At 69.2% G+C, this 24,575-nt stretch carries 24 protein-coding genes; 12 read left to right on the plus strand and 12 right to left on the minus strand.

Features of this window, described 5'->3' with window-relative positions:
* Positions 1 to 55: 55 nt before the first annotated feature.
* The 3 genes from ACWGID_RS21680 (at position 56) to ACWGID_RS21690 (ending at position 2,659) form a co-directional block, all read left to right on the plus strand.
* Positions 56 to 754 (plus strand): PadR family transcriptional regulator, encoded by a 699-nt coding sequence (locus ACWGID_RS21680; protein ID WP_452199151.1) that lies wholly within the window; start codon positions 56 to 58, stop codon positions 752 to 754.
* 160 nt (positions 755 to 914) lie between these two features.
* The gene (locus tag ACWGID_RS21685) at positions 915 to 1,895 is read left to right on the plus strand and encodes an ATP-binding cassette domain-containing protein (protein ID WP_452199153.1); all 981 of its coding nucleotides are present in this window, start codon (positions 915 to 917) and stop codon (positions 1,893 to 1,895) included.
* The gene (locus tag ACWGID_RS21690; protein WP_452199155.1) at positions 1,892 to 2,659 is read left to right on the plus strand and encodes an ABC transporter permease; all 768 of its coding nucleotides are present in this window, start codon (positions 1,892 to 1,894) and stop codon (positions 2,657 to 2,659) included. Before ACWGID_RS21685 ends, ACWGID_RS21690 begins: the two co-directional genes overlap by 4 nt.
* Positions 2,660 to 2,772: 113 nt before the next feature.
* Here ACWGID_RS21690 and ACWGID_RS21695 read toward each other — a convergent pair whose 3' ends face one another.
* Positions 2,773 to 3,846, minus strand: coding sequence for an adenosine deaminase (locus tag ACWGID_RS21695; RefSeq protein WP_452199157.1), 1,074 nt, complete (start codon positions 3,844 to 3,846; stop codon positions 2,773 to 2,775).
* Positions 3,847 to 3,910: 64 nt separating this feature from the next.
* Here ACWGID_RS21695 and ACWGID_RS21700 point away from each other — a divergent pair, with 64 nt between their 5' ends.
* Positions 3,911 to 5,713: an ABC transporter ATP-binding protein gene (locus ACWGID_RS21700; RefSeq protein ID WP_452199159.1), complete on the plus strand. Its 1,803-nt coding sequence runs from the start codon at positions 3,911 to 3,913 to the stop codon at positions 5,711 to 5,713.
* Complete coding sequence (locus ACWGID_RS21705; protein ID WP_452199161.1) at positions 5,700 to 7,487, plus strand: ABC transporter ATP-binding protein; 1,788 nt, start codon at positions 5,700 to 5,702, stop codon at positions 7,485 to 7,487. Before ACWGID_RS21700 ends, ACWGID_RS21705 begins: the two co-directional genes overlap by 14 nt.
* Here the strand turns inward: ACWGID_RS21705 and ACWGID_RS21710 are convergent.
* Positions 7,484 to 7,951 carry a nitroreductase family deazaflavin-dependent oxidoreductase gene (locus ACWGID_RS21710; protein WP_452199162.1) on the minus strand — a complete coding sequence of 156 codons (468 nt, stop codon included), beginning with the start codon at positions 7,949 to 7,951 and terminating at the stop codon, positions 7,484 to 7,486. The two genes, ACWGID_RS21705 and ACWGID_RS21710, sit on opposite strands and share 4 nt — an antisense overlap.
* A gap of 129 nt (positions 7,952 to 8,080) precedes the next feature.
* On the opposite strand from ACWGID_RS21710, the gene ACWGID_RS21715 reads away from it, so the two are divergent.
* The gene (locus ACWGID_RS21715; protein WP_452199164.1) at positions 8,081 to 8,767 is read left to right on the plus strand and encodes a TetR/AcrR family transcriptional regulator; all 687 of its coding nucleotides are present in this window, start codon (positions 8,081 to 8,083) and stop codon (positions 8,765 to 8,767) included.
* Here ACWGID_RS21715 and aat read toward each other — a convergent pair.
* A complete protein-coding gene (gene aat, locus ACWGID_RS21720; RefSeq protein WP_452199166.1) occupies positions 8,760 to 9,425 on the minus strand; it encodes a leucyl/phenylalanyl-tRNA--protein transferase in 666 nt (221 codons plus the stop codon). The two genes, ACWGID_RS21715 and aat, sit on opposite strands and share 8 nt — an antisense overlap.
* Positions 9,426 to 9,648: 223 nt before the next feature.
* On the opposite strand from aat, the gene ACWGID_RS21725 reads away from it, so the two are divergent.
* Positions 9,649 to 10,344, plus strand: a complete 696-nt coding sequence (locus ACWGID_RS21725; RefSeq protein ID WP_452199168.1) for an EcsC family protein — start codon at positions 9,649 to 9,651, stop codon at positions 10,342 to 10,344.
* Positions 10,345 to 10,352: 8 nt separating this feature from the next.
* On the opposite strand, the gene ACWGID_RS21730 is transcribed toward ACWGID_RS21725, so the two are convergent.
* Both ACWGID_RS21730 and ACWGID_RS21735 read right to left on the minus strand, forming a co-directional pair.
* Positions 10,353 to 11,192 (minus strand): helix-turn-helix transcriptional regulator, encoded by an 840-nt coding sequence (locus tag ACWGID_RS21730; protein ID WP_452199170.1) that lies wholly within the window; start codon positions 11,190 to 11,192, stop codon positions 10,353 to 10,355.
* Positions 11,193 to 11,224: 32 nt separating this feature from the next.
* Entirely contained in the window at positions 11,225 to 12,151 is a 927-nt protein-coding gene (locus tag ACWGID_RS21735; RefSeq protein ID WP_452199171.1) for a hydroxymethylglutaryl-CoA lyase, read from the minus strand.
* A 62-nt stretch (positions 12,152 to 12,213) separates the two neighbouring features.
* Between ACWGID_RS21735 and ACWGID_RS21740 the strand changes: the two genes are divergently transcribed.
* A complete protein-coding gene (locus ACWGID_RS21740) occupies positions 12,214 to 12,858 on the plus strand; it encodes a GNAT family N-acetyltransferase (RefSeq protein ID WP_452199173.1) in 645 nt (214 codons plus the stop codon).
* 132 nt (positions 12,859 to 12,990) lie between these two features.
* Here ACWGID_RS21740 and ACWGID_RS21745 read toward each other — a convergent pair whose 3' ends face one another.
* The 6 genes from ACWGID_RS21745 to ACWGID_RS21770 form a co-directional block, all read right to left on the minus strand.
* On the minus strand, positions 12,991 to 13,701 hold the full coding sequence (locus tag ACWGID_RS21745; RefSeq protein WP_452199175.1) for a metallophosphoesterase family protein: 711 nt from the start codon (positions 13,699 to 13,701) through the stop codon (positions 12,991 to 12,993).
* A 57-nt stretch (positions 13,702 to 13,758) separates the two neighbouring features.
* Complete coding sequence (locus ACWGID_RS21750) at positions 13,759 to 15,135, minus strand: hypothetical protein (RefSeq protein WP_452199177.1); 1,377 nt, start codon at positions 15,133 to 15,135, stop codon at positions 13,759 to 13,761.
* Between the two features lie 11 nt (positions 15,136 to 15,146).
* Positions 15,147 to 15,947, minus strand: a complete 801-nt coding sequence (locus ACWGID_RS21755; RefSeq protein WP_452199178.1) for a hypothetical protein — start codon at positions 15,945 to 15,947, stop codon at positions 15,147 to 15,149.
* A gap of 94 nt (positions 15,948 to 16,041) precedes the next feature.
* Positions 16,042 to 16,851: an ABC transporter permease gene (locus ACWGID_RS21760; protein WP_452199180.1), complete on the minus strand. Its 810-nt coding sequence runs from the start codon at positions 16,849 to 16,851 to the stop codon at positions 16,042 to 16,044.
* On the minus strand, positions 16,844 to 17,650 hold the full coding sequence (locus ACWGID_RS21765; RefSeq protein ID WP_452199182.1) for an ABC transporter permease: 807 nt from the start codon (positions 17,648 to 17,650) through the stop codon (positions 16,844 to 16,846). Before ACWGID_RS21765 ends, ACWGID_RS21760 begins: the two co-directional genes overlap by 8 nt.
* On the minus strand, positions 17,647 to 18,663 hold the full coding sequence (locus ACWGID_RS21770; RefSeq protein WP_452199184.1) for an ABC transporter ATP-binding protein: 1,017 nt from the start codon (positions 18,661 to 18,663) through the stop codon (positions 17,647 to 17,649). The genes ACWGID_RS21765 and ACWGID_RS21770 overlap by 4 nt, the downstream gene beginning before the upstream one ends.
* Before the next feature lie 197 nt (positions 18,664 to 18,860).
* On the opposite strand from ACWGID_RS21770, the gene ACWGID_RS21775 reads away from it, so the two are divergent.
* Positions 18,861 to 19,412, plus strand: coding sequence for a MarR family winged helix-turn-helix transcriptional regulator (locus ACWGID_RS21775; protein WP_387768092.1), 552 nt, complete (start codon positions 18,861 to 18,863; stop codon positions 19,410 to 19,412).
* 120 nt (positions 19,413 to 19,532) lie between these two features.
* Positions 19,533 to 21,080, plus strand: coding sequence for a molybdopterin-dependent oxidoreductase (locus ACWGID_RS21780; RefSeq protein WP_452199186.1), 1,548 nt, complete (start codon positions 19,533 to 19,535; stop codon positions 21,078 to 21,080).
* 6 nt (positions 21,081 to 21,086) lie between these two features.
* Here the strand turns inward: ACWGID_RS21780 and ACWGID_RS21785 are convergent, their stop codons facing one another.
* Entirely contained in the window at positions 21,087 to 21,698 is a 612-nt protein-coding gene (locus ACWGID_RS21785) for a TetR/AcrR family transcriptional regulator (protein WP_452199188.1), read from the minus strand.
* Positions 21,699 to 21,754: 56 nt separating this feature from the next.
* On the opposite strand from ACWGID_RS21785, the gene ACWGID_RS21790 reads away from it, so the two are divergent.
* Positions 21,755 to 22,474, plus strand: a complete 720-nt coding sequence (locus ACWGID_RS21790; protein ID WP_452199190.1) for a hypothetical protein — start codon at positions 21,755 to 21,757, stop codon at positions 22,472 to 22,474.
* Complete coding sequence (locus ACWGID_RS21795) at positions 22,471 to 24,534, plus strand: YhgE/Pip family protein (protein ID WP_452199191.1); 2,064 nt, start codon at positions 22,471 to 22,473, stop codon at positions 24,532 to 24,534. The genes ACWGID_RS21790 and ACWGID_RS21795 overlap by 4 nt, the downstream gene beginning before the upstream one ends.
* The last annotated feature ends 41 nt before the right edge of the window (positions 24,535 to 24,575 follow it).

Here is a 24,575-nt window from a genome sequence, read left to right on the forward strand (position 1 = left end):
CTGAGGACTCTGCGCCGTAGCGAGCAGCGCCGCACAGTAGGCGGAGAGTCCTCAGATGCCCTCTAGGCGCAAGGTCGGCAATCCGCTGGCGTTCGCGGTGCTCGGGAGTCTGAGTGAGCGGCCGATGCACCCCTACGAGATCTCCACGACGCTCCGGGCCCGCGGCAAGGACCAGAGCATCAAGGTCAACTACGGCTCGCTGTACTCGGTCGTCGCAGCGCTGCAGAAGCACGGCTTCATCGAGGCGCTCGAGACGGTCCGCGAGGGCAACCGGCCGGAGCGGACCGTCTACCGGATCACCGAGACCGGGCACGCCGAGTTCAACGACTGGCTCGCCGAGCTGGTCGGTACGCCGTCGCGCGAGTTCCACCCGTTGGAGGCCGGGCTCGCGTACCTCCCCGGTCTGCACCCCGACCGTGCCGTCGAGCTCCTCGACGAGCGGCTCAAGGTCGTCGACGCGGAGATCGCGGAGACGACCGCGGTACACGATCAGATGGCCGCGACGGAGTTCCCGCGGATCTTCTGGATCGAGTCCGAGTTCCGGCTGGCGTTGCTGCGGGCGGAGTCGGCGTACGTCCATCAACTCGTGGAGGAGATCCGGACGGACACGCTCGGCGGCGCCGAGTTCTGGCGCAAGGCCTGGAACGTCTACCTGACCGAGGGCATCAGCCCGGCCGAGCAGCTGAAGGATCCACTGAAGTACTTCGGGCAGGAGTTCACCTGGATGCAGGCGATTCCGCCGGAAGCCCAGTAAGAAAGCACAGTAAGAGAAAGACGGCCCTCGACCCACGGTGCGGCAACACCAGGGCCAAGGGCCGCAGTTCCTCGAGTCGGTCCGAAGACCTGGCACCCAAGGCGCAACCATCAGGATAGGCCAGCCTTCCGACCGGCTCCCGCGCAAAGGGAGTCCACTGATGTCCACGCATGCCATCGAGGCGACCGACCTGGTCAAGACGTACCCGGCCGGCCGCAAGAATCCACCGCTCCGCGCGCTCGACGGCCTGACCGTCAGCGTGGCCGACGGCGTCGTCCTCGGCCTGCTCGGGCCGAACGGTGCCGGCAAGTCCACCACCGTCAAGATCCTCACCACACTGTCCCGCGCCGACTCCGGCAGCGCCAAGGTCGCCGGGTACGACGTGATTCGCGAACAGGACCGCGTCCGGCACGCGATCGGCTACGTTCCGCAGAAATCCAGCTCCGACCCGATGGCCACCGGCCTGGAGAACCTCGTACTCAGCGGCCGGATCTTCGGCCTGTCCCGGTCGCAGGCGGTGCAACGCGCTCGCGAACTTCTGGAGCGGTTCGGCCTGGCCGAGCATGCCGATCGGCCGGCGCGGACGTACTCCGGCGGCATGCAGCGCAAACTCGACGTCGCGCTCGGACTGGTGCATCGCCCCAAGGTGCTGTTCCTCGACGAGCCCACCACAGGTCTCGACCCGGAAGCACGCGCCGACCTGTGGAACGAAGTACTGCGGCTGTCGGGGCAGGAAGGCCTGACGGTCCTGCTCACCACGCACTACCTGGAAGAGGCGGATCGGCTCGCCGGTCAGCTCGCGATCGTCGACCACGGCAAGATCGTTGCCGAGGGCACCCCGGACGCGCTGAAGTCCGCGCTGCGCGGCGACTCGGTGCAGGTCGAACTCGTCGACCCGGACACCGACGGCGACGTCCGGACCCTGCTCGCCCAGTTGCCCGGGGTCGGCGAGATCGTTGTCGAGGGCAACACTTTGCGAGCTCGGGTCGATCGCGGCGCCACCGCCGTACCCGCGGTGCTCGGAGTGCTGGAGGACAAGGCGGTTCCGGTGATCGCGGTCACGATGTCGCGGCCATCGCTGGACGATGTGTACCTGCAGTATACCGGCCGGTCCTTCAAGATCGCGGAGGAGGCGGCATGATCGCGCACACCGGACTCATCCTCGGGCGCTGGACGCGGGCGTCGTACCGGCAGCCGGCGTTGATCGCGTTCACGTTGGTGCAACCCGCGATCTGGCTGCTGCTGTTCGGGCAGCTGTTCCAGGGGGTCGTGCGGATCCCGGGCTTCGGCGACTCGTCGTACATCGCCTTCCTGACCCCGGGGATCGTGATGATGACCGCGCTGATGACGAGTGGCTGGAGCGGTACGTCGTTCGTGCAGGACATGGAGCGCGGCGTGATGGACCGGATGCTGGCGTCGCCGGTCAGCCGCGGCGGGCTGATGACGGGGCAGCTGCTCAGCAACGCGACGACCACGTTCATCCAGACCGTGCTGGTGTTCGCGATCGGGTTCGCCGCCGGTGCGCGGTACGACGGTGGGATCGGCGGCTACCTGGTCACGATCCTCGCGTCGGTGCTGGTCGGGCTCGCGTTCGGTTCACTGTCGAACGCGGTCGCGCTGCTCACCCGGCAGCAGGAGGCGCTGATCGGGATCTCGCAGTTCGTCTCGCTGCCGCTGACGTTCATGTCGTCGATCATGATCGACCCGGAGGTGGCGCCGCACTGGGTGAACGTGGCAGCTCGCTACAACCCGGTCGACTGGGCCACGGTCGCCGCCCGCGGCGCGCTGACCGCCGACCCCGATTGGTCGTCGGTCTGGCGGCACTGCGGCTACCTCCTGGCCTTCACCCTGATCGTCGGCTGGCTCTCGACGCGCGCCTTCCGCACGTACCAGCGCTCGGTCTGAGGCGCGACCCGGACCTGCGCCACTCACTAACCTCCCGCGCGCTGTTCACGGCAGGCTCATCCGCCGCCCGGATCAAGGCGCCGGCGGCGGTTGGTGAGTGGTGCGGGTCCGCCTCACCGAGCGAGGGCGGCGGCGTACCAGGGCTTGATGACGCCGTCGATGATCGCGAGGCGTTCGTTGAACGGGATGAACGCGGACTTCATCGCGTTGATCGCGAACCAGCGGAAGTCCGCGAGACCGTAGTCGAAGGCCTCGGCGAGCAGCGCGAGTTCGCGGCTCATCGACGTACCGCTCATCAGGCGGTTGTCGGTGTTCACCGTGACCCGGAAGCGGAGTTTGGCGAGCAGGCCGATCGGGTGGTCGGCGATCGACTCGGCGGCGCCGGTCTGCAGGTTCGAGCTCGGGCACATCTCCAGCGGGATCCGGCGGTCCCGGACGTACGCCGCGAGTCGCCCGAGCTCGGCCTTCTCGCCGGTGCCGTCGTAGCTGATGTCGTCGATGATCCGGACGCCGTGACCGAGCCGGTCGGCGCCGCACCACTGGATCGCCTGCCAGATCGACGGCAGCCCGAACGCCTCACCGGCGTGGATCGTGAAGTGCGCGTTCTCGCGCTGCAGGTACTCGAACGCGTCCAGGTGCCGGGTGGGCGGGAAGCCCGCCTCGGCTCCGGCGATATCGAAGCCGACCACGCCGGCGTCCCGGTAGGCGACCGCGAGCTCGGCGATCTCCCGCGACCGGGCCTTGTGCCGCATCGCGGTCAGCAGCTGGCGCGCGACGATCGGCCGCTCGGCGACCGCCATCCCGTGCTCGAACCCTTCCCGGACCGCGTCCACGACCTGCTCGAGGGTGAGGCCGCTGTTCAGGTGCTGCTCGGGGGCGTACCGAACCTCGGCGTACACGACCCCGTCCGCGGCGAGGTCCTGCACGCACTCGCTCGCAACCCGCTTGATCGCCTCGGCGGTCTGCATCACCGCGACGGTGTGGTCGAACGTCGCGAGGTACCGCTCCAGCGACCCCGAGTCCGCCGACTCGACGAACCACGCACCCAACTCGGCCGCATCCGCCCGCGGCAACGGATGCCCGATCTCCCGCGCCAATTCCAGCACCGTCTCCGGCCGCAGCCCCCCATCCAGGTGATCATGCAAAAGCACCTTCGGCGCCGCACCCAACTCCTCCGGACTGATCATCTGGCCATAGTGCCATCCGGCAAACGTTCAAGACTTGTGGTGGTGGGGGTGTCATCGTGGGGAGATGGTGAGGCGGTTGCGTGGGCGCCCGGAGTGGGAGTTCTTCGGGGTGTTGCCGCGGGCGGATCGTGGGTTGGCCGCGGCCTGGTGGGGGTTGGTGCTGGCGCGGGGGGCGTTGCCGGCGGTGTTCGCGATCGCGATGGGGCAGATGGTCGGCGCGGTGCAGCACGGTTCCGCGCTGGCGGGTCCGTTGGCGTTCATGGGTACGACGTTCGTTCTGCTGCAGGTGTTGACGCCCGTACATCAGGCGGTCAGCGCCAACCTCGGTAGCCGAGTGTCGGCGTACCTGAACGACGAACTCGCGAGGGCGTGTGTCGGGCCGCCGGGGATCGGGCATCTGGAGGATCCGGAGCTCAGCGAGGATCTGACGGTGGCTCGCGAGTTCGACCGCGGGCAGACCGGTCCGCCGATGTACCTGAACGTCGACTTCGTCGCGGGCAGCCTGGTCGAGCTGATCGGCGGGATCGCGTCCGCGGTGGTGCTCTTCGGGTTCACCTGGTGGGCGCCGCTGCTGCTCCTCGCCGCGTGGACGGCGACGCATTGGCTGCTCCGCGAGAGCGGTGTCTGGCGGGACCGGAACACCGCCGAGGTCCGCGCGGCGCAGCGGCACGCGAACTACGCGTACGTGTTGGCGGTCGCGCCGGACGCTGCGAAGGAACTGCGCCTGTTCGGCCTCGCCGACTGGACGGTACGACGCTTCACCGAGCGCCGTCGGCGACTCTTCGAGCTGCAGTACGCCGCGACGCGATTGCGGGAACGCCCCATGATCTGGAGCCTGCTGATCGTGGTGGTGGCCAACGGTCTGGTGTTCTGGGCGCTCGGTGCGGCGGCGATCGACGGGAGCCTGCCGCTCGATCGGCTGGTGGTGTTCGCGCAGGTCGCGATCGGCGTCGGCATGATCGCGTTCGGCGGCCTGAACTGGGCCCTGGACGGCGCCGCCGCCCCGGTCGCCGCCGTCAACCGGCTCGAGCCCGCGATGGCCCCGGCCGGTGCGCTGTCGCCCGGTCGCGGCCTGTCCACCGCGCGCCACGGCGCGGTCGCGATCGAACTCCGCGGTCTGAGCTTCCGTTATCCACAGGCCGAGCGAATGGTGTTCGACGGGCTCGACCTGACGATCCCGGCCGGCTCGTCGCTGGCTGTCGTCGGTCAGAACGGCGCCGGGAAGACCACGCTGGCCAAGCTGTTGTGCCGGCTGTACGACCCGGAGTCCGGGACGATCCGGATCGACGGCGACGACCTGCGGGACCTCGACGTCGACACCTGGCGGACCCGGGTCGCGGCCGTCTTCCAGGACTTCCTCAAACTCGAGCTCCCCCTGCGGGACAACGTCGCGCCGGCCGGCGCCCCCGAAGCGGACATCCGCGCGGCGCTCGCCGACGCCGGCGCCGCGGACCTGGCCGACCTGGACACCCGCCTGGCCACCGGGTACGGCGATGGCACCGACCTCTCCGGCGGTCAATGGCAGCGCGTCGCCCTCGCGCGAGCGCTGTGCGCCGTACGGCAGGGCGCCGGACTGGTCCTGCTCGACGAACCGACCGCCCAGCTGGACGTACGCGGCGAGGCGGCGATCTTCGACCGGATCCTGACCGCGACCCGCGACGTCACCACGATCCTCATCTCGCACCGGTTCTCGACGGTCCGGCACGCCGACCGGATCTGCGTCCTGGAGCACGGCCGGGTCGTCGAGCTCGGCAGCCACGACGAGCTGATGGCGCTCGGCGGGCGGTACCGGACGATGTTCGACCTGCAGGCGCAGCGCTTCGCGGCCGAGGTCGACGAGGAAGGGCTGAGCTATGACACGCTCTGACGACCTGCCCAAGGCGCTGCCCGCGATGTGGCGGCTCTGCAAGCTGGGCTATCAGCACGAGCCCGGGCTGCTGGTCGCCGCCTTCGTGATGACGCTGCTCGCCGCCTTGCCCGATGCCCTGCTCGCGTTGTGGCTCAAGGTCCTCGCCGACGGAGTCCTCGACAGCGACAAGCGCGCCGTCGTACTCGCCGCGACCGGTCTGGCGTTGTCCGTGACGGCGACCTGGTTCCTGCGCACGCTGTCGACGCGGATCTCGCGCCGCTTCCGGGACCGGGTGACGATCATGCTCGAGGCGCACGTCGCGCAACTGCAGGCGTCCGTCGCCACGGTCGAGCACCACGAGCGTCGCGACTACCTGGATCGCCTGTCCGTACTGCGCAAACAGGTGTTCGTGCTCGACCACATGTACATGTCGCTGTTCTCCACCTGTGGCTGGATCCTGCGCCTCGGGGTGACGGTCGCCCTGTTGATGTCGATTGATCCGGCGCTCGCGCTGCTGCTGGTTTTCGCGTTGCCGACCGTTGTCAGCTCGAGTTGGCGGCCAGGTGTCGAACGCCAGGTCGAGGAGCAGTACGCCGCGCACAGCCGGCTGGCCGATCACTTGTTCAAGACGGCGACCACCGCAGCTCCGGGCAAGGAAGTCCGCGTCATCGGGCTCGGTCCGGACCTCGTCACGGGCCGGCGGCGCGAGTGGGAGCAGTGGTACCGGCCGATCGCCGCGACCCGACGGACCAGCGCGGTCTGGCACGCCGCCGCGTGGGCGGTGTTCGGCCTCGCATACGTCGGTGCGGTGCTGTACGTCGCCTCGGTACTGAACGGTTCGGTGGGTGACGTGTTGCTGATCCTCGCGGCCGGTGCGCGACTGTCGTCGTACATCGGGGCGACCGTGGGCGAGATCGGGTTCCTGCGGGGGATCTGGCTGGACGGATCGCGGCGGCTGGTGTGGCTGGAGAACTATGCGGCCTCGTTCGACAGTACGGCCGATCTGCCGGCGCCCGAGCGGCTCGACGACGGCATCCGGCTGGAGCACGTGTCCTTCACGTACGCCGGTTCGGACCGGCCCGCGCTCGACGACGTCAATCTGTCTCTGCCGGCCGGCAAGGTGGTCGCGGTGGTCGGGGAGAACGGTGCCGGCAAGTCCACGCTGGTGAAGCTGATCTGCAAGCTGTACGAGCCGACCGGTGGGCGGGTGTTGCTGGACGATCGGCCGTTGGACCGGATCGCGGCCGAGGCGTGGCGGTCCCGGATCGCCGGCGCGTTCCAGGACTTCTTCCGGTTCGAGTTCCGGGCCGGGCATAGTGTCGGGCTCGGGGACCTGCCGCGACTGGACGACGTACCGGCGGTGACGACCGCTGTCGGGCGGGCCGGGGCGGAGGACGTTCTGGAGCGGCTCGGCTCCGGGTTGGACACCCAGCTCGGGTCGACCTGGCCGGACGGTGCGGAGGTCAGCTTCGGGCAGTGGCAGAAGCTGGCGCTCGCCCGCGGCTTCATGCGGGACCGCCCGTTGTTGCTGGTGCTCGACGAGCCGACCGCCGCGCTGGACGCCGAGACCGAGCACGCACTGTTCGAGCGGTACGCCGCGGCGGCCAAGGACAGCGTGGACGGGCGGATCACGATCCTGGTGTCACACCGGTTCTCCACCGTGCGGATGGCCGACCTGATCGTCGTGCTGGACGGCGCCCACGTCGTCGAGACCGGGACGCACGAGGAGTTGATGGCGCGCGACGGGCACTACGCCGAGCTCTACCGGATTCAAGCCGCGGCGTACCACTAGCTGATCTTGAAGACCGGGACGCCGGGGGCGATGTGGTGCAGGACCTCGTCGGGGGAGTTCTTGGACACGTCGCCGCCGAAGAAGGTGCCGACCTCCCAAGCCCACTTCTTCAGGTACATCCGGAGCGCCGGCAGCTTGTCGGCGTCGGCGAGCTCCTCGGCGTGGAAGGTCTCGACCTTGCCGCCGAGCTGCAACCGGCCGGTGCCGCTGGCGCGCAGGTTCTTCACCCACTGGGTGTGGCCGCGCGGCGCGACCAGGTAGCGCTGCCCGTCGACCACCAGCAGGTTCACCGGCGTACTGCGCCACTCGCCGGACTTCCGGCCCTGGACCGAGAGCACCCGGCTGCCCATCAGGCTCAGACCGAGCTTCGTCAGCCGGGCGACGATCCTGTTGAACACCCGCATGCTGCCCTCGGACGCGGTGATCACGCGCTTGCTGTCGTAGGTCTGCTTGTACTCGGTCATGGCGGGGATCTCTTTCTGCTGTGGCGAGAGCCGGTTTGCGAGAGCGGTGCTCTCTGTTGTGATCAGTGAACATCAGATCGCTGATCACTGTCAAGAGCACTGCTCTCGGTTTTGTGGCACACTGGCTCCATGAACGCCGGACGTACTGCCCGTGAACGCGCCCGGGCCGAGCTGACCGAGGAGATCAAGGCCGCTGCCCGACTGCAGCTGACGACCGTCGGCGCGGAGGCGCTGTCGCTGCGCGCGATCTGCCGCGAGCTCGGCATGGTGTCGTCCGCGCTGTACCGGTACTTCGCGAACCGCGACGAACTGCTGACCGCCCTGATCATCGACGCGTACGACGCGATGGGCGCGGCGGCCGAGGCGGCGGCCACCGGCGGCGACACGGTCGAGGAGTGGACGACGATTTGCGCCGCGGTCCGGGACTGGGCGCGCGCGAACCGGCACGAGTACGCGCTGATCTACGGGTCGCCGATCAGTGGGTACCAGGCGCCGCAGACGACCGTCGAACCGGCGATCCGGGTGCCGTTGCTGCTGCTCGGGCTGCTGCAGAAGGCACAGGCCTCGGGCCGGCTGGTGGTGCCCGACGACGCGCCGGCGCCGTCCGGAGTGCTGGCCGAGCAGACGCACGTACTGGTCGCGCTGGCGCCGGACGTGCCGCCGGCCATCCTGCTCCGGACGATGATCGTGTGGACGCAGCTGTTCGGGATGATCAGCTTCGAGCTGTTCGGTCAGCTGGTCGGTTCGATGGACCCGGCGGACGAGTTCTTCGCGTCGACGACCCGGCAGATGGCCGCGTTCGTCGGGCTCAGGTGAAGGCCTTCGGCAGCGGTACGTCGAGGGCGCGCGCGATCCGGCGTACATAGGTCTCGCGGGGGATCGAGACGGCGCCGAGGGTCGCGAGGTGGTCGGTGACCCACTGGATGTCGAAGACCCGGTCGGCGGCGTACTCGTCGTTCAGCAGCTCGATCGTGCCCGCGACGGCCGCCTTCGAGCCGTCGGTCCGGTGATGGAACATCGACTCCCCGGCGAACAGCCCGCCGATCGCGACGCCGTACAGGCCACCGGCCAGCACGTCGCCGTCCCAGGCCTCGACCGAGTGCACCCAGCCGAGCCGGTGCAGTTCGGTGTACGACGCGATGATGTCGCGGTCGATCCACGAGCCGGGCCGGCGCGGGTCCGCACACGCGCGGATCACCTGGTCGAAGGCCGTGTTCACCCGGATCTCGAACTTCGCCCGGGCCCGGCGCAGCGATCGCGACGGTTCGTAACCGGCGACGTCGATCACGCCCCGGTCGACCGGCGACCACCACAGCACCGAGCCCCGGTGGTCCGGCATCGGGAACAACCCCCGCCGGTACGCCGCCAGCAGCGTCCCCGGCGCCAGATCGGCCCCACCCGCCACCACGTCACTCGCCCCCGCCACACCAACCGGCGGGAACTCCCAAACAGACGCAGCAGGCTCAACAGGCACGTGACCATCCTGAACCATGCCGAGGGCGCGGACCGCCAGGCCATCACAATCCACCGTCCACGCCGGGCCCACGCGGCAGGGCGCGGCACGCGCACGATTGTGATGGCCTGGCGGTCCGCTAGGGGACACCAAGGGTTCTTCCCGAGTGGCGAGGGTCTGGGAGCCACGTACAGTTGAAGCACGTCCGGGTTCTGACGCGTGGGGCCGGGCGGGAAGGAGCACCGTGGCCGGAGTAGCCAGGTTCGTCGCCAGCAGTCTTGCGCCCGCCGCCCAGCGGTTCGCCCCGACGGCAGCGGGCGGCGCGTTGCGCCAGATCCTCGAGATCGCGATCGACGGGTACCAGCGGTTCCCCGGCGCGGAGCGGATCGCGGACGCCAAGCTCGAGCGGTGCGAGGGCGACGTCGCTCTCGCCATCGAAGCGGTGATCGACCAGCACATCCGGCTCGCCGGCGTGCAGGGGTTCGCCACCAGCATCGGCGGTCTCGTCACGCTGCCCGTCGCATTGCCGGCCAACCTGACCGGTCTCGCGGTCGTGCAAGCGCGGATGGTCGCGGCGATCGCGCACCTGCGCGGCTACGACCTCGACGACCCACGGGTCCGGACGGCGGTCATCACCTGCCTCCTCGGTGAGGAAGGCGTCGCCGACCGGCTGCGGAAGGCGAGCCTGGTCACGTCACCGCTGGCGATCGCGACGGCGCCGGTCTTCGACCCCGAGCTCGACCGCCAGGTCTCCGGTGAGGTCGTCGCGGAGCTGATCGCGCGGATCAGCGGCAAGCGGATGGCACTGACGGTCACCCGCCGGGTCCCGTTCCTCGGCGGTGCGGTGGGCGCGACGGTCGACGGCTGGTCGACGTACCGGGTGGGTCAGTTCGCCGACAAGAGTCTGGTCCGCCGGATCCGTCGCCCGATCGAACCGTGACCGATCGGTCACGCTGACTGTTCGGCCGGCTGCCTGCGAGTGAGCGGGAGTTTGCCGCGCGTGTCGTCGTTCGCCGGCGTCTCGACGAACAGGACCAGCTCCGGGTGCGCCGGGACCGCCAGCTCGGTGACGGTGAAGTGCAGCTCGCCGGCCGCCGGATTCATGATCCGACGGACGCGCGGCGTACAGGCGGCGACCTCGTGGCGGGACCAGAGCTGCGCGAACTCGGGGCTGATCGACCCCAGCCGCTCCAGGTCGGTCTCCCAGTCCGGGTCGCCGATGTGTTCGGCGTACGCCGAGCGCAGGCGACCGATTAGGTACGGGACCTCGGTGTCGTAGTTCAGCAGCTGCGCGCGGGCCGACGGCTCGGTGATGATGCACCACAGCAGGTTCTTGTGGATGCAGGGCAGTTGGTGCCAGTCGTGGAACAGGTCGTGGTACGCGCCGTTCGCCCGGATGATGTCGTACCGCGTGTTCGTGATCACGGCGGGCAACGGGTCCAGCGCGTCCACGATCTCGACGAACACGGCTTCGCTCGCGCAGTCCGTCGTCCGCGGTAGGCGCATCGGCGTGGCCTCGGCGAGCCGGTAGAGGTGCTCGCGCTCGACAGGGGTGAGCTGGAGCGTCGTGGCGACCGCATCCAGCACCTGGCCGCTCGCGTTGATCGGGCGGCCCTGCTCGAGCCACGTGTACCAGGTCACGCCCACACCGGCGAGCTGCGCCAGCTCCTCGCGCCGCAATCCCGGCGTACGCCGTCGGCCGCCGCCCGGCAGACCCACGTCCTCAGGGGCCACCCGGGCGCGGCGCGCCTTCAGGAACTCCCCGAGCTCAGCCCGCTGCGCACTCACCGAACCAGTCTGACGAGGCCCACCGACAGTTTTCAGCCGGCAAGTGCCTGGACGACACGGCTGGGGGACGGTTTGCCGAGTTGTTCGGCCATCCACACGCTGGTGGTGACGAGTTTCTCCAGGGCAACGCCCGTTTCGACGCCGAGGCCGTCGAGCTGCCAGGCGAGGTCCTCGGTGGCGAGGTTGCCGGTCGCGCTCTCGGCGTACGGGCATCCGCCGAGGCCGCCGGCCGAGCTGTCGACCGTAGTGACGCCCTCCCGCAACGCGGTCAGCGTGTTGGCGAGCGCCTGGCCGTACGTGTCGTGGAAGTGCACCGCCAGCTTGTCGACGCCGACCCCGGCCGCGCCGAACGCGGCGATCAGCGCACTCACCTGGCCCGGAGTCGCGACCCCGATCGTGTCACCCAGCGACAACTCGTGGCACCCGAGCTCGACCAGCCGCGCCCCGACCTTGACCACCTGATCGATCGGTACGTCACCCTCCCACGGGTCGCCGTAACACATCGAGACGTACCCGCGGACCGCCAGTCCCTCGGCCAACGCCCGCTGCACGGTCGGCGTGAACATCGCGAACTGGTCGTCCAGCGTGGAGTTCAGGTTCTTCGCCGCGAACGTCTCGGTCGCGCTGGCGAAGATCGCGATCTCGGCGACCCCGGCCGCGAGCGCGCGGTCCAGACCACGCTCGTTCGGGACCAGAACCGGCGCGCGGACGCCGTCCGGGAGCTCCAGCTGCTCGAGCAGCTCGGCGGCGTCGGCCAGCTGGGGGACCCACTTCGGGTGCACGAAACTCGTCGTCTCGACCGTCGTCAGCCCCGCGTCGAGCAACCGCCGGATGAACTCGGCCTTGACCGCGACGTCGACGACCGCCGATTCGTTCTGCAACCCGTCCCGCGGTCCGACCTCGTAGATCGTCACCCGGTCGGGCAGTCCCTCGGCCCTCACCAGCTGCGGTTTCCGCATCCTGCTGCCTCCTCGGCGGGTGTCATCGAGCGTGCCACGGGATCTCCGTGAGAATGCTCGTGATGACTACTCTCGCTGCCATTCTGCGTGCCGTCGAAGCCGGCGTCCTCCCGGCCCCGGATCTCGGGTTGACCGTCGTACCGGCGCCGTCGGAGCGGGACTCCGCGGTGGTCGCCTTCACCGGGCACACCGTGATCGCGGCCGATGTCAGCGCGGAGTGGGTCGCCGAGCGGGTCCCGGAGGGCGATCTGGGCGCGCCGGCCAGCCCGGCCTTCCTGCAGGCGCTCGCCGAGCGGACCGGCCGCCGCGCCGGGGCCACCGACGCGATGCTCCTCTCGCCGGCGATCACCGACCCGGCCTCGCGAACCACTGCGATCGAGGGACTGACAGCCCTCGACGACCACGACCATCCGCGGGTCGAGCGGGCCTTGGAGTACCGCGACGACGTCCAGGTGTACGGCGACGAGTACGGCGCGGTGGTCATCACCGGGCGTGGTCTCGCGGACCGTCTGGAGTGCGCGATCGAGCTCCCCGACGACATCCGGGGACGTGGCCACGGGCGCCGGCTCGCGCGGGCGGCTCGGGCGCTGATCCCAGCGGATGCGTCGATCTGGGCGCAGATCACGCCGGGCAACGCGGCGTCGCTGCGCGCGTTCCTGGCGGCCGGATACCAGCCGATCGGTTCCGAAACTTTACTCAGCACCTGACGAACAGGTGAACAACACGTTGCCAACAGCTACAATCCCCAGCCTGTGGAAAACCCTGGGGATTACCGGTGATACCCGTCCGGCGTACCGCTGTAGAAGTTCCTCCGGTACAGCCCGTGGATGATCTCGGACTCATACGCTTCGAGCTCCGGCATCCCTAGCTCGCGGGCCCGCCAGCTCGACGTGGGCGTCGTACGGCACCCGGACGAACTGCACCGAGAACGGCGCCGCCGCGGTCGAGTCCAGAACCCCTTCCAGGATGACGTACACCGGCGTCGGGTCCCCGAGGCTGTTCCCCACCGACCCCGTGTTGAACAGCGTCCGCCCGAGATCCTCTTCGAAGTACGGGTCATGCGTGTCCCCGTACCCCACGATCGTCGGCACCGGCCCATCACCGGTCGCCGGCGTGTTCTCGAACATGCCCAGGTACTCCGCTTCGCTGTGATCGAACCGGACGCGTCGATGAACACTCGTCGAGGACGCGTGGAACAACCGCACCTGCCGCCCACTCAGCACGAAGTCATGACAAAACGGCAGCCCGCGCAGCCATCCCCACTGCTCTTCCCGCAGTTCCTTCTTCCACCACCGGAATGCCTCGCTGTCGTTGGTCCGCTCGGGGTCCGGCAGCGCGTCGTCCCAGTTGCCGAGCAGGTTGACCTCGCACATGTCGCGGCACCGGTCGACCACGGCCTGGCCCCGCGGCCCCTTCCCGACGTAGTCCCCGAGGTTGAAGATCCGCTCGATCCCGCGCCCGGAGATATCCGCCAGCACCGCCTCCAACGCCGTCAGGTTCCCGTGCACATCGGAGATCAGAGCAATCCGGTCCAGAGACATGGCCGCCATGCTCCCATTCCCGCAGGTCGGGCCGGACTACACGGCGGACTTGCTGCTCGAGGGTGGTTACCAGTTGCCGCTGGGGCCCGAGTTCCCGCCGACGCCGGCTCCGGCTGGTGTTTTGCCGCCGGAGCCTGTGGATGATGCGGCTCGTCCGGTGGGCATGGAGCGCCCGCCGCCCGCGCCGCCACCCGATCGGCTGCCGCCCGACCGCCCACCCATCGGCCCGGCGCCGCTCGGGCGCGACGACCCGGAGCCGCCTCCGCCACCGGCTTCGCCGGCCGAGTGTGCCGCGGCCCCCGCGAACGCTCCGGCGGCCTTGCGAGCCGCGGTCGCGGCGATCCCGGCCGGGCCGAGCGCCGCCCCTCCGGCGCTGCCCGCGAGTTTCGCACCCGTGGCACCGCCGCCTCCACCTGCCGCGCCCGCCGCGCCGCCTCCGCCACCGCCGACCGACCCGCCACCACTTGCGGCACCGCTCCGGCTGCCCCCGCCGCCGAACCCACCGCCGACGTTGAGCGCGCCCGTCGCCATCCCGCCGAAGTCGGGCGAGCTCCCCATCCCGGCCGAGCCGCCGGCGACGGCCGCGGTCACCGGCACCGCGAAGCGCAGCAGCGCCGGCAGCGCGAGGATCGCGAGCATCATCATCATCAACGCGGTCAGCGCCTGCGTCAGGCCGTTGTCCTGGCCGAGCATGTTCTCGTCCTTCAGCTTGATCGCCGCCGCGTAGATCAGGGCCGCCGCGGGCTTGTACGCGATGAAGCCGAGCGTCCAGGCGCAGTACTTCTTGAACCAGGTCTTGCCGATCTCGGTGTTGGTCGCCGCGGCCGCGAGCGGCAAGGTCGCACCCAGCAGGACCAGCATGGCCGACCGGATCAGCATCAGCACGATCTGGATCAGCGACGCCCAGGTCGCCAGCTGGCCGATCAGGATCACCAGGAAGATCGAGTTGATCCCGGCGTTCCCGGCTCTGGTGTCCGGACCCGACACCAGGTTCGAGATCGCCGACGAGAAGGACTCACCGCCGATCGCTGACTTGACGAGGTGCACCGAGAAGTCGTCCGACCACTCGACCAGGACCTGCACCATCGCGGTGCCGGCGCCGCAGACGACGACGAAGATCAGCATCGCCTTCAACAGCTCCTGCAGCGGCTTGGCGCGTTGCTCCCAGGCCATCCGCAGACCGGCGGCGATGATCGCGAGCGCGAAGATCGTCAGCGTGAGCGGAAGGGTGTTGTTGTGCACGAACTGGACCGTCTGACTGTTCGTCCAGGTCTGCCCGTCGGTCGTGCTGGCGAGCTTGATCGGAGTCTTCGGGTCGACCCAGAAGGTCGACAGTGAGTTCAGGACGGTCGAGAAGAAGTCCGCGGTGATCCGGTTGGCCTCCGCGATCCAGCCGTTCGCGGCCGACTCGACGCCCTCCACGACGTGGCATTTCATGTCCATCGGTGTGCACATCAGATACCACTCCACTTCACGAAGTCGGCCAGGTCACGGTGCTGTGCGAACGGCGCTCCGACGGCGTCGCCGGGCGTCGGCGGCTGGACCCGCCAGTCGTCCTGGTACCAGACGAGGGTCAAGGTGGCGCTCATGTAGACCGACTCGACGGGGAAGGCGATCATGACGGTCACGCGTTCCCGTCCGGCGTCCACGACGCGGTAGCCGATCGGCTGGATCGAGGAGGAGTCGGACGAGGACCCCTCCGTGCCGAGCTCCTTGATCAAGCTGTCGGTCGCGGCCCCGGGAACCATCAGCTTCTTGGCGGTCGGCACGACCTTGGTCTGGTCCGCGATGGCCGCGATCGCGCTGTACGCCGCGTACACCGCGCCGGTCGGCGAGTGCGCGAAGCACCGCCGGAAACCGTCGGCATCGGTCGTCCCCGGTCCGTACGCCGCGGCGCGCGGTACGACGATCCGCCGGCTGACCTCCCAGCTGTCGACCGTCGGCGCCTGCGCGGGAATCGACTGGTCACCGGCGGGAACGTCGCACGCACCGGTCGGCTGACCAGACGAGGTGGCGGGGGTCGAGACCTCTCCGGCCGGAGTGGCCGGCTGAGTCGGCGTGTTCGCAGGCTCAGCCGCAGCGGCCGCGGGGGCCGCGGGGGCCGCCGGCTGCTGGGCGCTCGCGGTCGCCTTTCCGGAGGAGTCCGACCCCGCGATCAGGATCAGCAGTCCGCAGATCAGCACCGCGCCGATGATGATGCAGGCGCCGATGAAGCCGGGCCCGAAGGGCGATTTGTGGTCTGTGTCCTGGCTCATCTGGCTCCCCGATCCGGTGGTGACAACCTCGTGGATCAAGGGTGGCAAAAATCGCGATCCGGCCGCGGAAGTTATCCACAGGCCCCTTGTGGGGTCAGCTTCCCGGGCTGGTGTACGTCGGGAGCATGCGCATGAAGAAGGCGTAGCCGAGCGCGAGGACGACCGGACCGGCCAGCGGTGAGGCGACGACCAGCCCCAGCGGGAGCGGTACGTCGGAAGTCTTGCCGAGCAGCACCGTCGCGGGGAGGAACGCGATGAACGCCATCGGGAACACGGTGCAGAAGCCGTAGAACACGCCCCGGCCGAACATCGTCAGCGGGTAACCGGAGAACTGGGTGATCGAGGTGTCGGCGAAGATCCGCAACGAGAAGGTCGAGGTGGCGACGAAGGACAGGCCGCAGAAGAAGGTCTGGATGCCGGTCTCGACCAGCCCGCCGCCGATCACCGCGAGCAGCAGGTAGACGATCTTGAGCGCGCTCCAGTCGACCGGGGCGTGCAGGCTGAAGATCACCAGCGCTCCGACGCCGAGGAGCGCGTCGCCGAGTGCCATCAGCGGGAACTCCCGCGTGATCAGCTGCAGGAACGGGTTCACCGGTCGCAGCAGGACACGATCGAACTCGCCGTCGCGGACGAGCAGATCCGTCATCCGCAGCGACCCGAACGGCACGACGTACAGGGCGTGGGAGGCCAGCCGCATCGCGAACACGAACGCGATCTCCGGGAAACCCCACCCAGCGATCAGTCCGAACTTGCCCAGGAGTACGCCGAGGAACAGCAGCTGGGTGCCCTGATAGGCGACTCCGCCCATCAGCGTGGTCCAGAAGTTCACGCGGTACTGCAACTGTGCGCGCAACGCGGCGCGCTGCAGGACGACGTACTGCCGGACCCAGGTCTGCTCAGCCACCCTGGACCACCACCTTGTGCCGGGCCCGCCGCCAGACCAGCTCGAGCAGCAGTGTCAGCACCACCAGCCACACCAGCTGCACCGCGACCAGCCCGACGGCCTCGCCGCCAGTCGTCTGGCCGAGATAGATCGACACCGGCGTGTAGACCTGCGCCTGGAACGGCAGCCACTCGACCGTCGCCCGGAGCCACTCCGGCATGAACCACAGCGGAATCAGCGACCCCGACAGGAACGCACTGCCGAACCGGTACACGATCAGCGGACCGCTCACCTCGAAGGTCCAGAACGTCACCATCGACACGATCAGGTTGCACAGCATCGCGATCAGCGCGCCGCCGACCGTCGCCACCGCCGCGAGCACCGCTGCGGCCCACCCCGACGGCGCGACCAGGGCCCCGAGGACACCGGCCGCCGCGAGCCCGATCAGCCCGAGCGGCAACCGAGCCAGCAGTACGCCGAGGTTCTGCCCGAAGACCTGCCACATCAGACCGAGCGGCCGGGTCAGGTCCGTCGCGATCTGCCCGGTGCGGATCCGCATCGGCAGCGTCGAGAACTGCCACGGCAGCAGGACCGACTGCAGACACGCCGCGATCGCCGCGTACGCGACCGCCGTACGGGCGTCCACGCCGTTCACCGGCGCGCGGCCGGAGTACACCGTCCGCCAGACGGCGATCGCGAGCACGACCTGGATGACGAGCGTGATCGCGCCGGTGACCAAGTCACCGCGATAGGCGAGCACGGACCGCGTCCCGGCGCGCGTCATCCCACGGAACGCGCGCACCTGTTCGGCCGCGGTCACGTCAGCAGTCCGTCGTACAGCTGGGCGATCACATCCGTCAGCCGCGGATCGACGATCGACAGCTCGTCGACCTGGTACACCTGCGACGCACGCGCGATCAGCGCCGGCGTCGCGATCTCCTGGGGGTCGTAACGCAGTACGACGCTGCGCTCCGGGTACGGCAGCACCGCACCGACCGCGCTGGTCTCCACCTCGGTCGCGAACGGGAGGTCCGCGACCTGTCGCACGCTGCGCTCGGCGAGGGTCAGCACGAGGAAGCGGTACGGCATGAACCGCGCCTTCAGCTTCGCGAGGTCCCCGTCGTACAGGACCGTGCCGGAGTCGATCACGATGATCCGTTGGCAGAGCCGTTCGACGTCGTCCATGTCGTGCGTGGTCAGCACGACCGTCGTCCCGGACGTCCGGTTGGTCTCGGCGATGAACTCGGTCAGCCGCGCCTTCGCGACCACGTCCAGGCCGACCGTCGGCTCGTCGAGGAACAGGATCGACGGCTCGTGCAGCATCGCCGCGACCAGATCGCCCCGCATCCGCTGCCCGAGCGACAGCGAGCGGACCGGCGTGTCCAGGAAGTCCGACAGGTCGAGCAGTTCGGTGAACAGGCCGACGCGCTTGCGGTACGTCGTCCGGTCGAGGTTGTAGAGATCCCCGAGGACCTCGAACGAGTCGCGGAGCGGGAGGTCGTACCAGAGCTGGGTGCGCTGACCGAACACGACGCCGATGTTGCGGGCGTTCCGGGCGCGGTCCCGGGACGGCTCCAGACCGGCCACCCGGCAGACCCCGGAGGTCGGGGTCAGGATCCCGGTGAGCATCTTGATCGTGGTCGACTTGCCGGCGCCGTTCGGGCCGAGGTACCCGACCAGTTCGCCCGGCTCGACCTCGAAGTTCACCCCGTTCACCGCCTGGGTGACGTCCCGCTTGGTGCTGAACAGGGCCCGCAGCCGCGGCAACCGCCCCGGCTGCACGGCCGGCCGGCTGAACTCCTTGACCAGGTCGGCCGCCTCGATCACTGCCATCCGGACCCTCCCCAGCGAGCGCGAACCGACATCGTTCCACCATTCCCCGCGCGCCGCAGGTGAAAAACCCGCCGCGCTAGACCAATAATGCTGAAGCGGGTCCGTTACGCTCAGGGTTCTTGCAGTTCTGGGTCGATCTGTAGCCGAAAGGTCACCCCGTGTAGCGAAGTGAACTGGTCAACTAATAGAGTCCGCCCATGACCATCGCGCCTTCGCTTTGCTCGCCCCTAGCGCTCGCCGATGCAGAACCCACTCGCGCCGCGGAACCCTGGGAAAGCGACGTGCTGACGGCCTATGGCCTGCTGCGAGAAGCAGCAGCAGAGCTGGATCACCTGATGCGCCATTCCCTGAAGCGCAGTGGACTGCAAATGGCAATGTTCGAACTGTTGTTGCGGCTGGCCCGCAGCCACGGGGAGAAGCAGCGTCTCACTTCCCTTGCCCGGGAGTTGACCGTCACCACCGGCGGCATCACCCGGCTGGTCGACCGCGCCGAGAACCTCGGCCTGGTACGCCGGGAGCCTTGCCCCGACGACGCCCGCGGTTCGTTCGCCGTCCTGACCGAGGAGGGGAAGCGCCGGCTGCGAGAAGCCCTGCCGGACCACCTGCTCGAGATCGACAGCCTCTGGATGTCCCAGTTGGCGGACGACCGTGACGTTGTCCTCGGCAAGCTCCGCCGGGTCCGGGACAACGCCCGACGCTGGCCGAACGGCCGCCCGGGCCTCGGGCCGATCACGCCCGACCGGATCTGACCACCGGATCTGACCCAACAGATCCAGCCAAGGGTTCACAACCGCACAACTGCATTACCCGCGACTAACGGATGGGGCGCTCGACTGGTGTCGGGCGCCCCGTCGCGCAATTGTTGAGAAGTGAAGCAACAGGCTGACCCCAAGGCTCCCGGCGGAACCCGCGGGCGCGGAACCCGGTGGCGCGGAGCCGTCGGCGGCGTCCTCGCGGCACTCGCCGGCTTGGCGGTCGGCAGCGTGGTTGCCGGCCTCCTCGGTACGCCGCAGACCCCGGTGGTCGCGATCGGGTCCGCCTTCATCGACCGGGTGCCGCCGTGGCTGAAGGATCTCGCGATCTCCTGGTTCGGCACCCACGACAAGACGGCACTCCGGGCCGGCATCCTGATCGTCGTCGTCGCCCTCGCTGCGGTCGGCGGCATTCTCGCCGTACGGCGTTATTGGGCCGGCGCCCTGATCACCGTGGCGTTGACCGGTGTCGCGGTCGCCGCGGCCGTCACCCGCGCGGACGCCGGACAGACCGGTGCGCTTCCGTCGCTGTTCGCCGGGGTCACCGCGCTGGTCGTACTGCGGCTGTTCAGCCGACGGCTCGAACCGCTGCTCAAGGCCCCCGACGACGCGGTCAGCCGGCGCGGGTTCCTGCAACTCTCCGCCGGCGTCGCGCTCGGCTCGGCGGCGATCGGTGCCCTCGGCAAGGTCGTCGGCGGGAACCGGGCCGCGGTGGCCGACGCCCGCAAGCAGCTCAAACTTCCGCAGCCGCCGACCCTCGCCCCGCCGCCCGGGGTCCAGGCCGACGGCGCCGTACCGTGGGCGACCGCGAACGAGGACTTCTACCGGATCGACACGGCGCTCTCGGTGCCGCAGATCGTGCCCGCGGACTGGAAGCTGCGGATCCACGGGATGGTCGATCGCGAGATCAACCTGACCTTCGACGACCTGCTGAAACGCCAGGTCGTGCACAAGTGGGTGACGCTCACCTGCGTGAGCAACGAGGTCGGCGGTGACCTGATCGGGAACGCGCTCTGGTCCGGTGTCGTGCTGAAGGACCTTCTGCAAGAGGCTGGTCCGGCCGCGGACGCGGACGCGATCAAGTCGACGTCGAAGGACGGCTTCACCGCCGGTACGCCGCTGCCGACGCTGCTCGACGATCGGCAGGCCATGCTCGCGTTCGCGATGAACGGGCAGCCGTTGCCGGTCGAGCACGGGTTCCCGGTGCGGGTCGTCGTACCCGGGCTGTACGGCTATGTGTCGGCGACGAAGTGGCTGGTGGACATCGAGGTGTCCCGGTTCGACCGCTTCGAGGGGTACTGGACGCCGCGCGGGTGGTCGGCGCTCGGACCGATCAAGTTGTCGTCGCGGATCGACACACCCTTGGGGAAGAAGGTCGGTCCGGGAGCGGTGACGGTGGCCGGTGTGGCCTGGGACCAGCATGTTGGGGTGTCGAAGGTCGAGGTCCGCGTCGATGGGGGCCCTTGGCAACAAGCAACGCTCGCGACGGACCCGTCGATCGACACCTGGCGGCAGTGGCACTGGACCTGGAACGCGTCCCGCGGCCAGCACGTCCTGCAGGTACGGGCGTTCGACGCGCAAGGCAATCCACAGGTCGAGTCCTCGGCGCCACCCGCCCCGAACGGCGCGACCGGCCTGCACACGGTCAGCGTGAAGGTCGGCTGACCGCCGTCAGCGTGACGGTCGGCTGACGGCCTCCAGCACGAGCGGTAGGAAGGTGTGCTCGAGCGAGCCGGCCGGGACCTGCTCCGGCTCGAGCAGGCTCTGCGACCGGGCGCCTTCGTGGACGGCGATCACCAGCCGGACGAACTGCTCGGCCGGCACGGTAAGCGTCAGTCCGCCGGTCTCGGCGATCTGCTCGACTAGCCGCGTCAGGCTCTCGCGGAACATCGCGCGCTGATTGTTCAGCGCCTCCGCGGCGACCGGGTCCCGCAGCGCGTGCAGCGTGAACTCAGCCGAGATCAGATGCCATTGGCGGCGGTCCGGAGCGGTCTCGTCGAGCAGTCCGAGTACGGCGTCCAGCAGCGTTCCCGGCTGGTTCGCGAGGTCGGGGAGTAGCGCCTCGATCTGCTCGAGCAGGCGGTCGGTCGTGGCCTGGAACAGCGCCAGGACCAGCTCGTCCTTGGAGGCGAAGTTCGAGTAGAACGCGCCGCGGGTGAACCCGGCGCGCTCGCAGATGTCCTCGACCGACGCGCCGTGGAACCCGCGCTCGGCGAACACGGTGAGCGCACCCTCGAGAAGACGGGCCCGAGTGTTGGAGCGGCGGCGCTTGGGCGGTTGCATAGGAGTAGGATACAGTTCTGTATTGAATACACAACCGTATTGAACGGGGTTGCAGGATGGAGCTCGAGGCCAGCGGGATCAGCGTGCGGGGCCCGCACGCGCCGATGCTGCACGCCACGTCCGTGTCGGTCGCCGACCATCAGGTTGTGCTGCTGACCGGCTACCCAGGCGCTGGGCACGTCGCGGCGGCGCTGGGGCTGTCCGGCCGACTCAAGCCCGACACCGGGACGGTCCGGCTCGACGGCACGGCGGATCCGGCTCAGCTGCGGCGGCGGATCGCCGTGGTCGACGCGCCCGGCATCACCGAGCCGGACGACGCGCTCCCCGTTCAGACGGTGGTCGGCGAGGAGCTGGCGATCGCCGGACGCAAGGCGGGCCGCAAGGCCGTGCTGGAGTGGCTGAACGACCATGACGCCGCTGAGCATGCCGACAAGCGGTTCGAGCACCTACCGGTCGCCGTACGGACCAGACTGCTGACCGAGCTGACCGTGGCGCGTCCCGACGTACAGGTGGTGATTCTGACCATGCCGGACCGCCACGGCGGTGATCCGCGCGATTGGTACGAGCTGGGGCGCGGGCTGGCGGCCGACGGGTACGGCGTGATCATCACCTGCGCTGACGCATCGGCGCGGCTGCTCGACATCAAGGCCGCCCGGATGGGCGAGACCGAACAACCCGACCCGATCCAGGTCGCTCCGGTGGCTCCCGTGGAGCCGGTGACCCCGATCGACGAAGAACAAGAACAAGCAGAAGAGTTAGAGGAGACAGAGGCGTGACCGCGCTGCGGATGGCCCTGAGTGAGTTGCGACGCCTGACGGCCGGGCGGCTGCCCAAACTGGCCGTGGTCGCTCTACTGCTGGTCCCGGTGTTGTACGGCGGCCTGTACCTCTACGCGAACCATGACCCGTACGGCCGGCTGAACAAGATCCCGACCGCGGTCGTCGTCGAGGACGCGGGGACGACGCTCGCGACCGGCGAGAAGCTGAACGTCGGACCGCAGGTCGCCTCCGAACTGGTGAAGTCGAAGAGCTTCGACTGGCACCAGGTGGACCGTGCGGACGCGACCGCCGGGGTGTCGGACGGGAAGTACGAGTTCGCGCTCGTACTGCCGAAGTCGTTCTCGTCTGACCTGGCGTCGAGTGCGGACTTCACGCCGCGGCAGGCGCAGCTGGAGCTGCTGACGAACGACGCGAACAACTACATCGCGCACACGATCGCGAACCAGGTCGTGGCGCAGGTGACCAAGACTGTCGCGTCGCAGGTCAGTGAGACGGCTGCCTCGCAGCTGCTTGCCGGGTACAACACGATCCACAAGCAGGTCAGCTCCGCGGCCACTGGTGCTGCTCAGCTGCAGACCGGGCTGACGTCAGCGGCGACCGGTGTCACGAAGCTGCAGACGGGCGCCACCCAGCTGAACTCCGCACAGAAGCAGCTGTCGACCGGTGCGTCACAACTGGCCACTGGCGCAACGCAGGCTTCACAGGGCGCTTCCTCGCTCGCCACAGGTGCCGCGAAGCTCGACAGCGGCCTGGGGACGCTGAAGGACAAGACCGCGACGTTGCCCAAGCAGTCGAAGCAGCTGGCCACCGGCGCCGGTCAGGTTGCCGACGGCAACGAGAAGATCGCCGGGGTCGGGAAGCAGGTCGCCAACGCGTCGAGCGGGCTGGTGAAGGACCTGACCACGTTCGACTCCCAGCTGGCGGCGCGGTTGAAGGCGCAGGGGTTCAGCCAGCACCAGATCCGGCAGGTCCTGCTCGAGACGTCCAAGCTGCGCGCTCCCGTCGTCCGCGCGAACACCAAGATCCAGTCCACCTCCAAGCAGCTCAACCAGCTCGCCGTCGGAGCACGGAAGGTGTCGAACGGCGCCTCCGCGCTGGCCAAGGCGACACCCGCACTGACGAACGGCATCAGCACGGCGGCCACTGGGGCACACCAACTCAACACAGGTGCCGTGAAGCTGAAGACCGGTCTTGGCACGCTGCAGACCGGTGCGACAAAGCTCGCGGCCGGTGAGAAGCAGGCGGTGACCGGTCAAGGGCAGCTGCTGACCGGTGTGAACAGCCTCGCCACCGGAGTGGGTCAGCTCAAGACCGGTGCGACTCAGTTGAACACCGGTCTGGCAGCCGGCGTGAAGCAGATCCCCAACCCGTCCGCTGACCAGCGCAAGGCGGTCGCTGAGACGTTGGGTGCACCCGTGACCCTGCAGAACGTCTCACAGGCCACCGCCGACAGCTACGGCGCCGGTCTGGCTCCGTTCTTCCTCTGCCTGGCGTGCTGGATCGGTGCGTATGTCCTGTTCCTGCTCGTTCGTCCACTGTCGCCCCGTGCGCTCGCGGCACTGCAGTCGCCGTTCCGGGTCGCGCTCGGCGGTTGGCTCCCGCCGGCCCTGTTCGGCGCGATCCAGGCGACGCTGGTCTTCGTCGCCGTCGCTCTCGGCCTGGGCATCCACGCGGCGCACCCGTGGCTGACCGTCGGGTTCCTGATCCTGACGTCGTTCACCTTCGTCGCGATCCTGCACGCCCTGTCCGCCTGGTTCGGTGCCGTAGGCAAGTTCCTCGGCCTGGTCCTGATGGTGATCCAGCTCGTCAGCGCCGGCGGCACGTTCCCGTGGCAGACCATCCCCCAGCCCCTGTACTTCTTCCACCACGCGCTCCCGATGAGCTACGCGATCGACGGCGTACGGCACCTCATGTACGGCGGACCGGGCACGTCCCTCGGCCGGGACCTGCTCGCCCTCGCCGCATGGTTCGCCGTCGCCCTCGCCGCGTCGACCCTGGCCGCGCGCAAACAACGCGTCTGGCCCGCCAAGAAGCTCCAGCCCGAACTGGCGCTCTAGGCACTCCTGTCAATGGCTCGGCGCCGTCCACATCCGGGCGG

This window comes from Kribbella sp. NPDC054772 (genome assembly GCF_053611945.1).

Coding starts and splice junctions, on each gene's coding strand:
- ACWGID_RS21735 (WP_452199171.1), bottom strand. CDS start 12,151: ATGCGGAAACCGCAGCTGGTGAGGGCCGAGGGACTGCCCGACCGGGTG.
- ACWGID_RS21690 (WP_452199155.1), top strand. CDS start 1,892: ATGATCGCGCACACCGGACTCATCCTCGGGCGCTGGACGCGGGCGTCG.
- ACWGID_RS21790 (WP_452199190.1), top strand. CDS start 21,755: ATGGAGCTCGAGGCCAGCGGGATCAGCGTGCGGGGCCCGCACGCGCCG.
- ACWGID_RS21785 (WP_452199188.1), bottom strand. CDS start 21,698: ATGCAACCGCCCAAGCGCCGCCGCTCCAACACTCGGGCCCGTCTTCTC.
- ACWGID_RS21740 (WP_452199173.1), top strand. CDS start 12,214: ATGACTACTCTCGCTGCCATTCTGCGTGCCGTCGAAGCCGGCGTCCTC.
- ACWGID_RS21695 (WP_452199157.1), bottom strand. CDS start 3,846: ATGATCAGTCCGGAGGAGTTGGGTGCGGCGCCGAAGGTGCTTTTGCAT.
- ACWGID_RS21770 (WP_452199184.1), bottom strand. CDS start 18,663: ATGGCAGTGATCGAGGCGGCCGACCTGGTCAAGGAGTTCAGCCGGCCG.
- ACWGID_RS21745 (WP_452199175.1), bottom strand. CDS start 13,701: ATGGCGGCCATGTCTCTGGACCGGATTGCTCTGATCTCCGATGTGCAC.
- ACWGID_RS21705 (WP_452199161.1), top strand. CDS start 5,700: ATGACACGCTCTGACGACCTGCCCAAGGCGCTGCCCGCGATGTGGCGG.
- ACWGID_RS21710 (WP_452199162.1), bottom strand. CDS start 7,951: ATGACCGAGTACAAGCAGACCTACGACAGCAAGCGCGTGATCACCGCG.
- ACWGID_RS21755 (WP_452199178.1), bottom strand. CDS start 15,947: ATGAGCCAGGACACAGACCACAAATCGCCCTTCGGGCCCGGCTTCATC.
- ACWGID_RS21715 (WP_452199164.1), top strand. CDS start 8,081: ATGAACGCCGGACGTACTGCCCGTGAACGCGCCCGGGCCGAGCTGACC.
- ACWGID_RS21680 (WP_452199151.1), top strand. CDS start 56: ATGCCCTCTAGGCGCAAGGTCGGCAATCCGCTGGCGTTCGCGGTGCTC.
- ACWGID_RS21685 (WP_452199153.1), top strand. CDS start 915: ATGTCCACGCATGCCATCGAGGCGACCGACCTGGTCAAGACGTACCCG.
- ACWGID_RS21700 (WP_452199159.1), top strand. CDS start 3,911: ATGGTGAGGCGGTTGCGTGGGCGCCCGGAGTGGGAGTTCTTCGGGGTG.
- ACWGID_RS21750 (WP_452199177.1), bottom strand. CDS start 15,135: ATGGACATGAAATGCCACGTCGTGGAGGGCGTCGAGTCGGCCGCGAAC.
- ACWGID_RS21775 (WP_387768092.1), top strand. CDS start 18,861: ATGACCATCGCGCCTTCGCTTTGCTCGCCCCTAGCGCTCGCCGATGCA.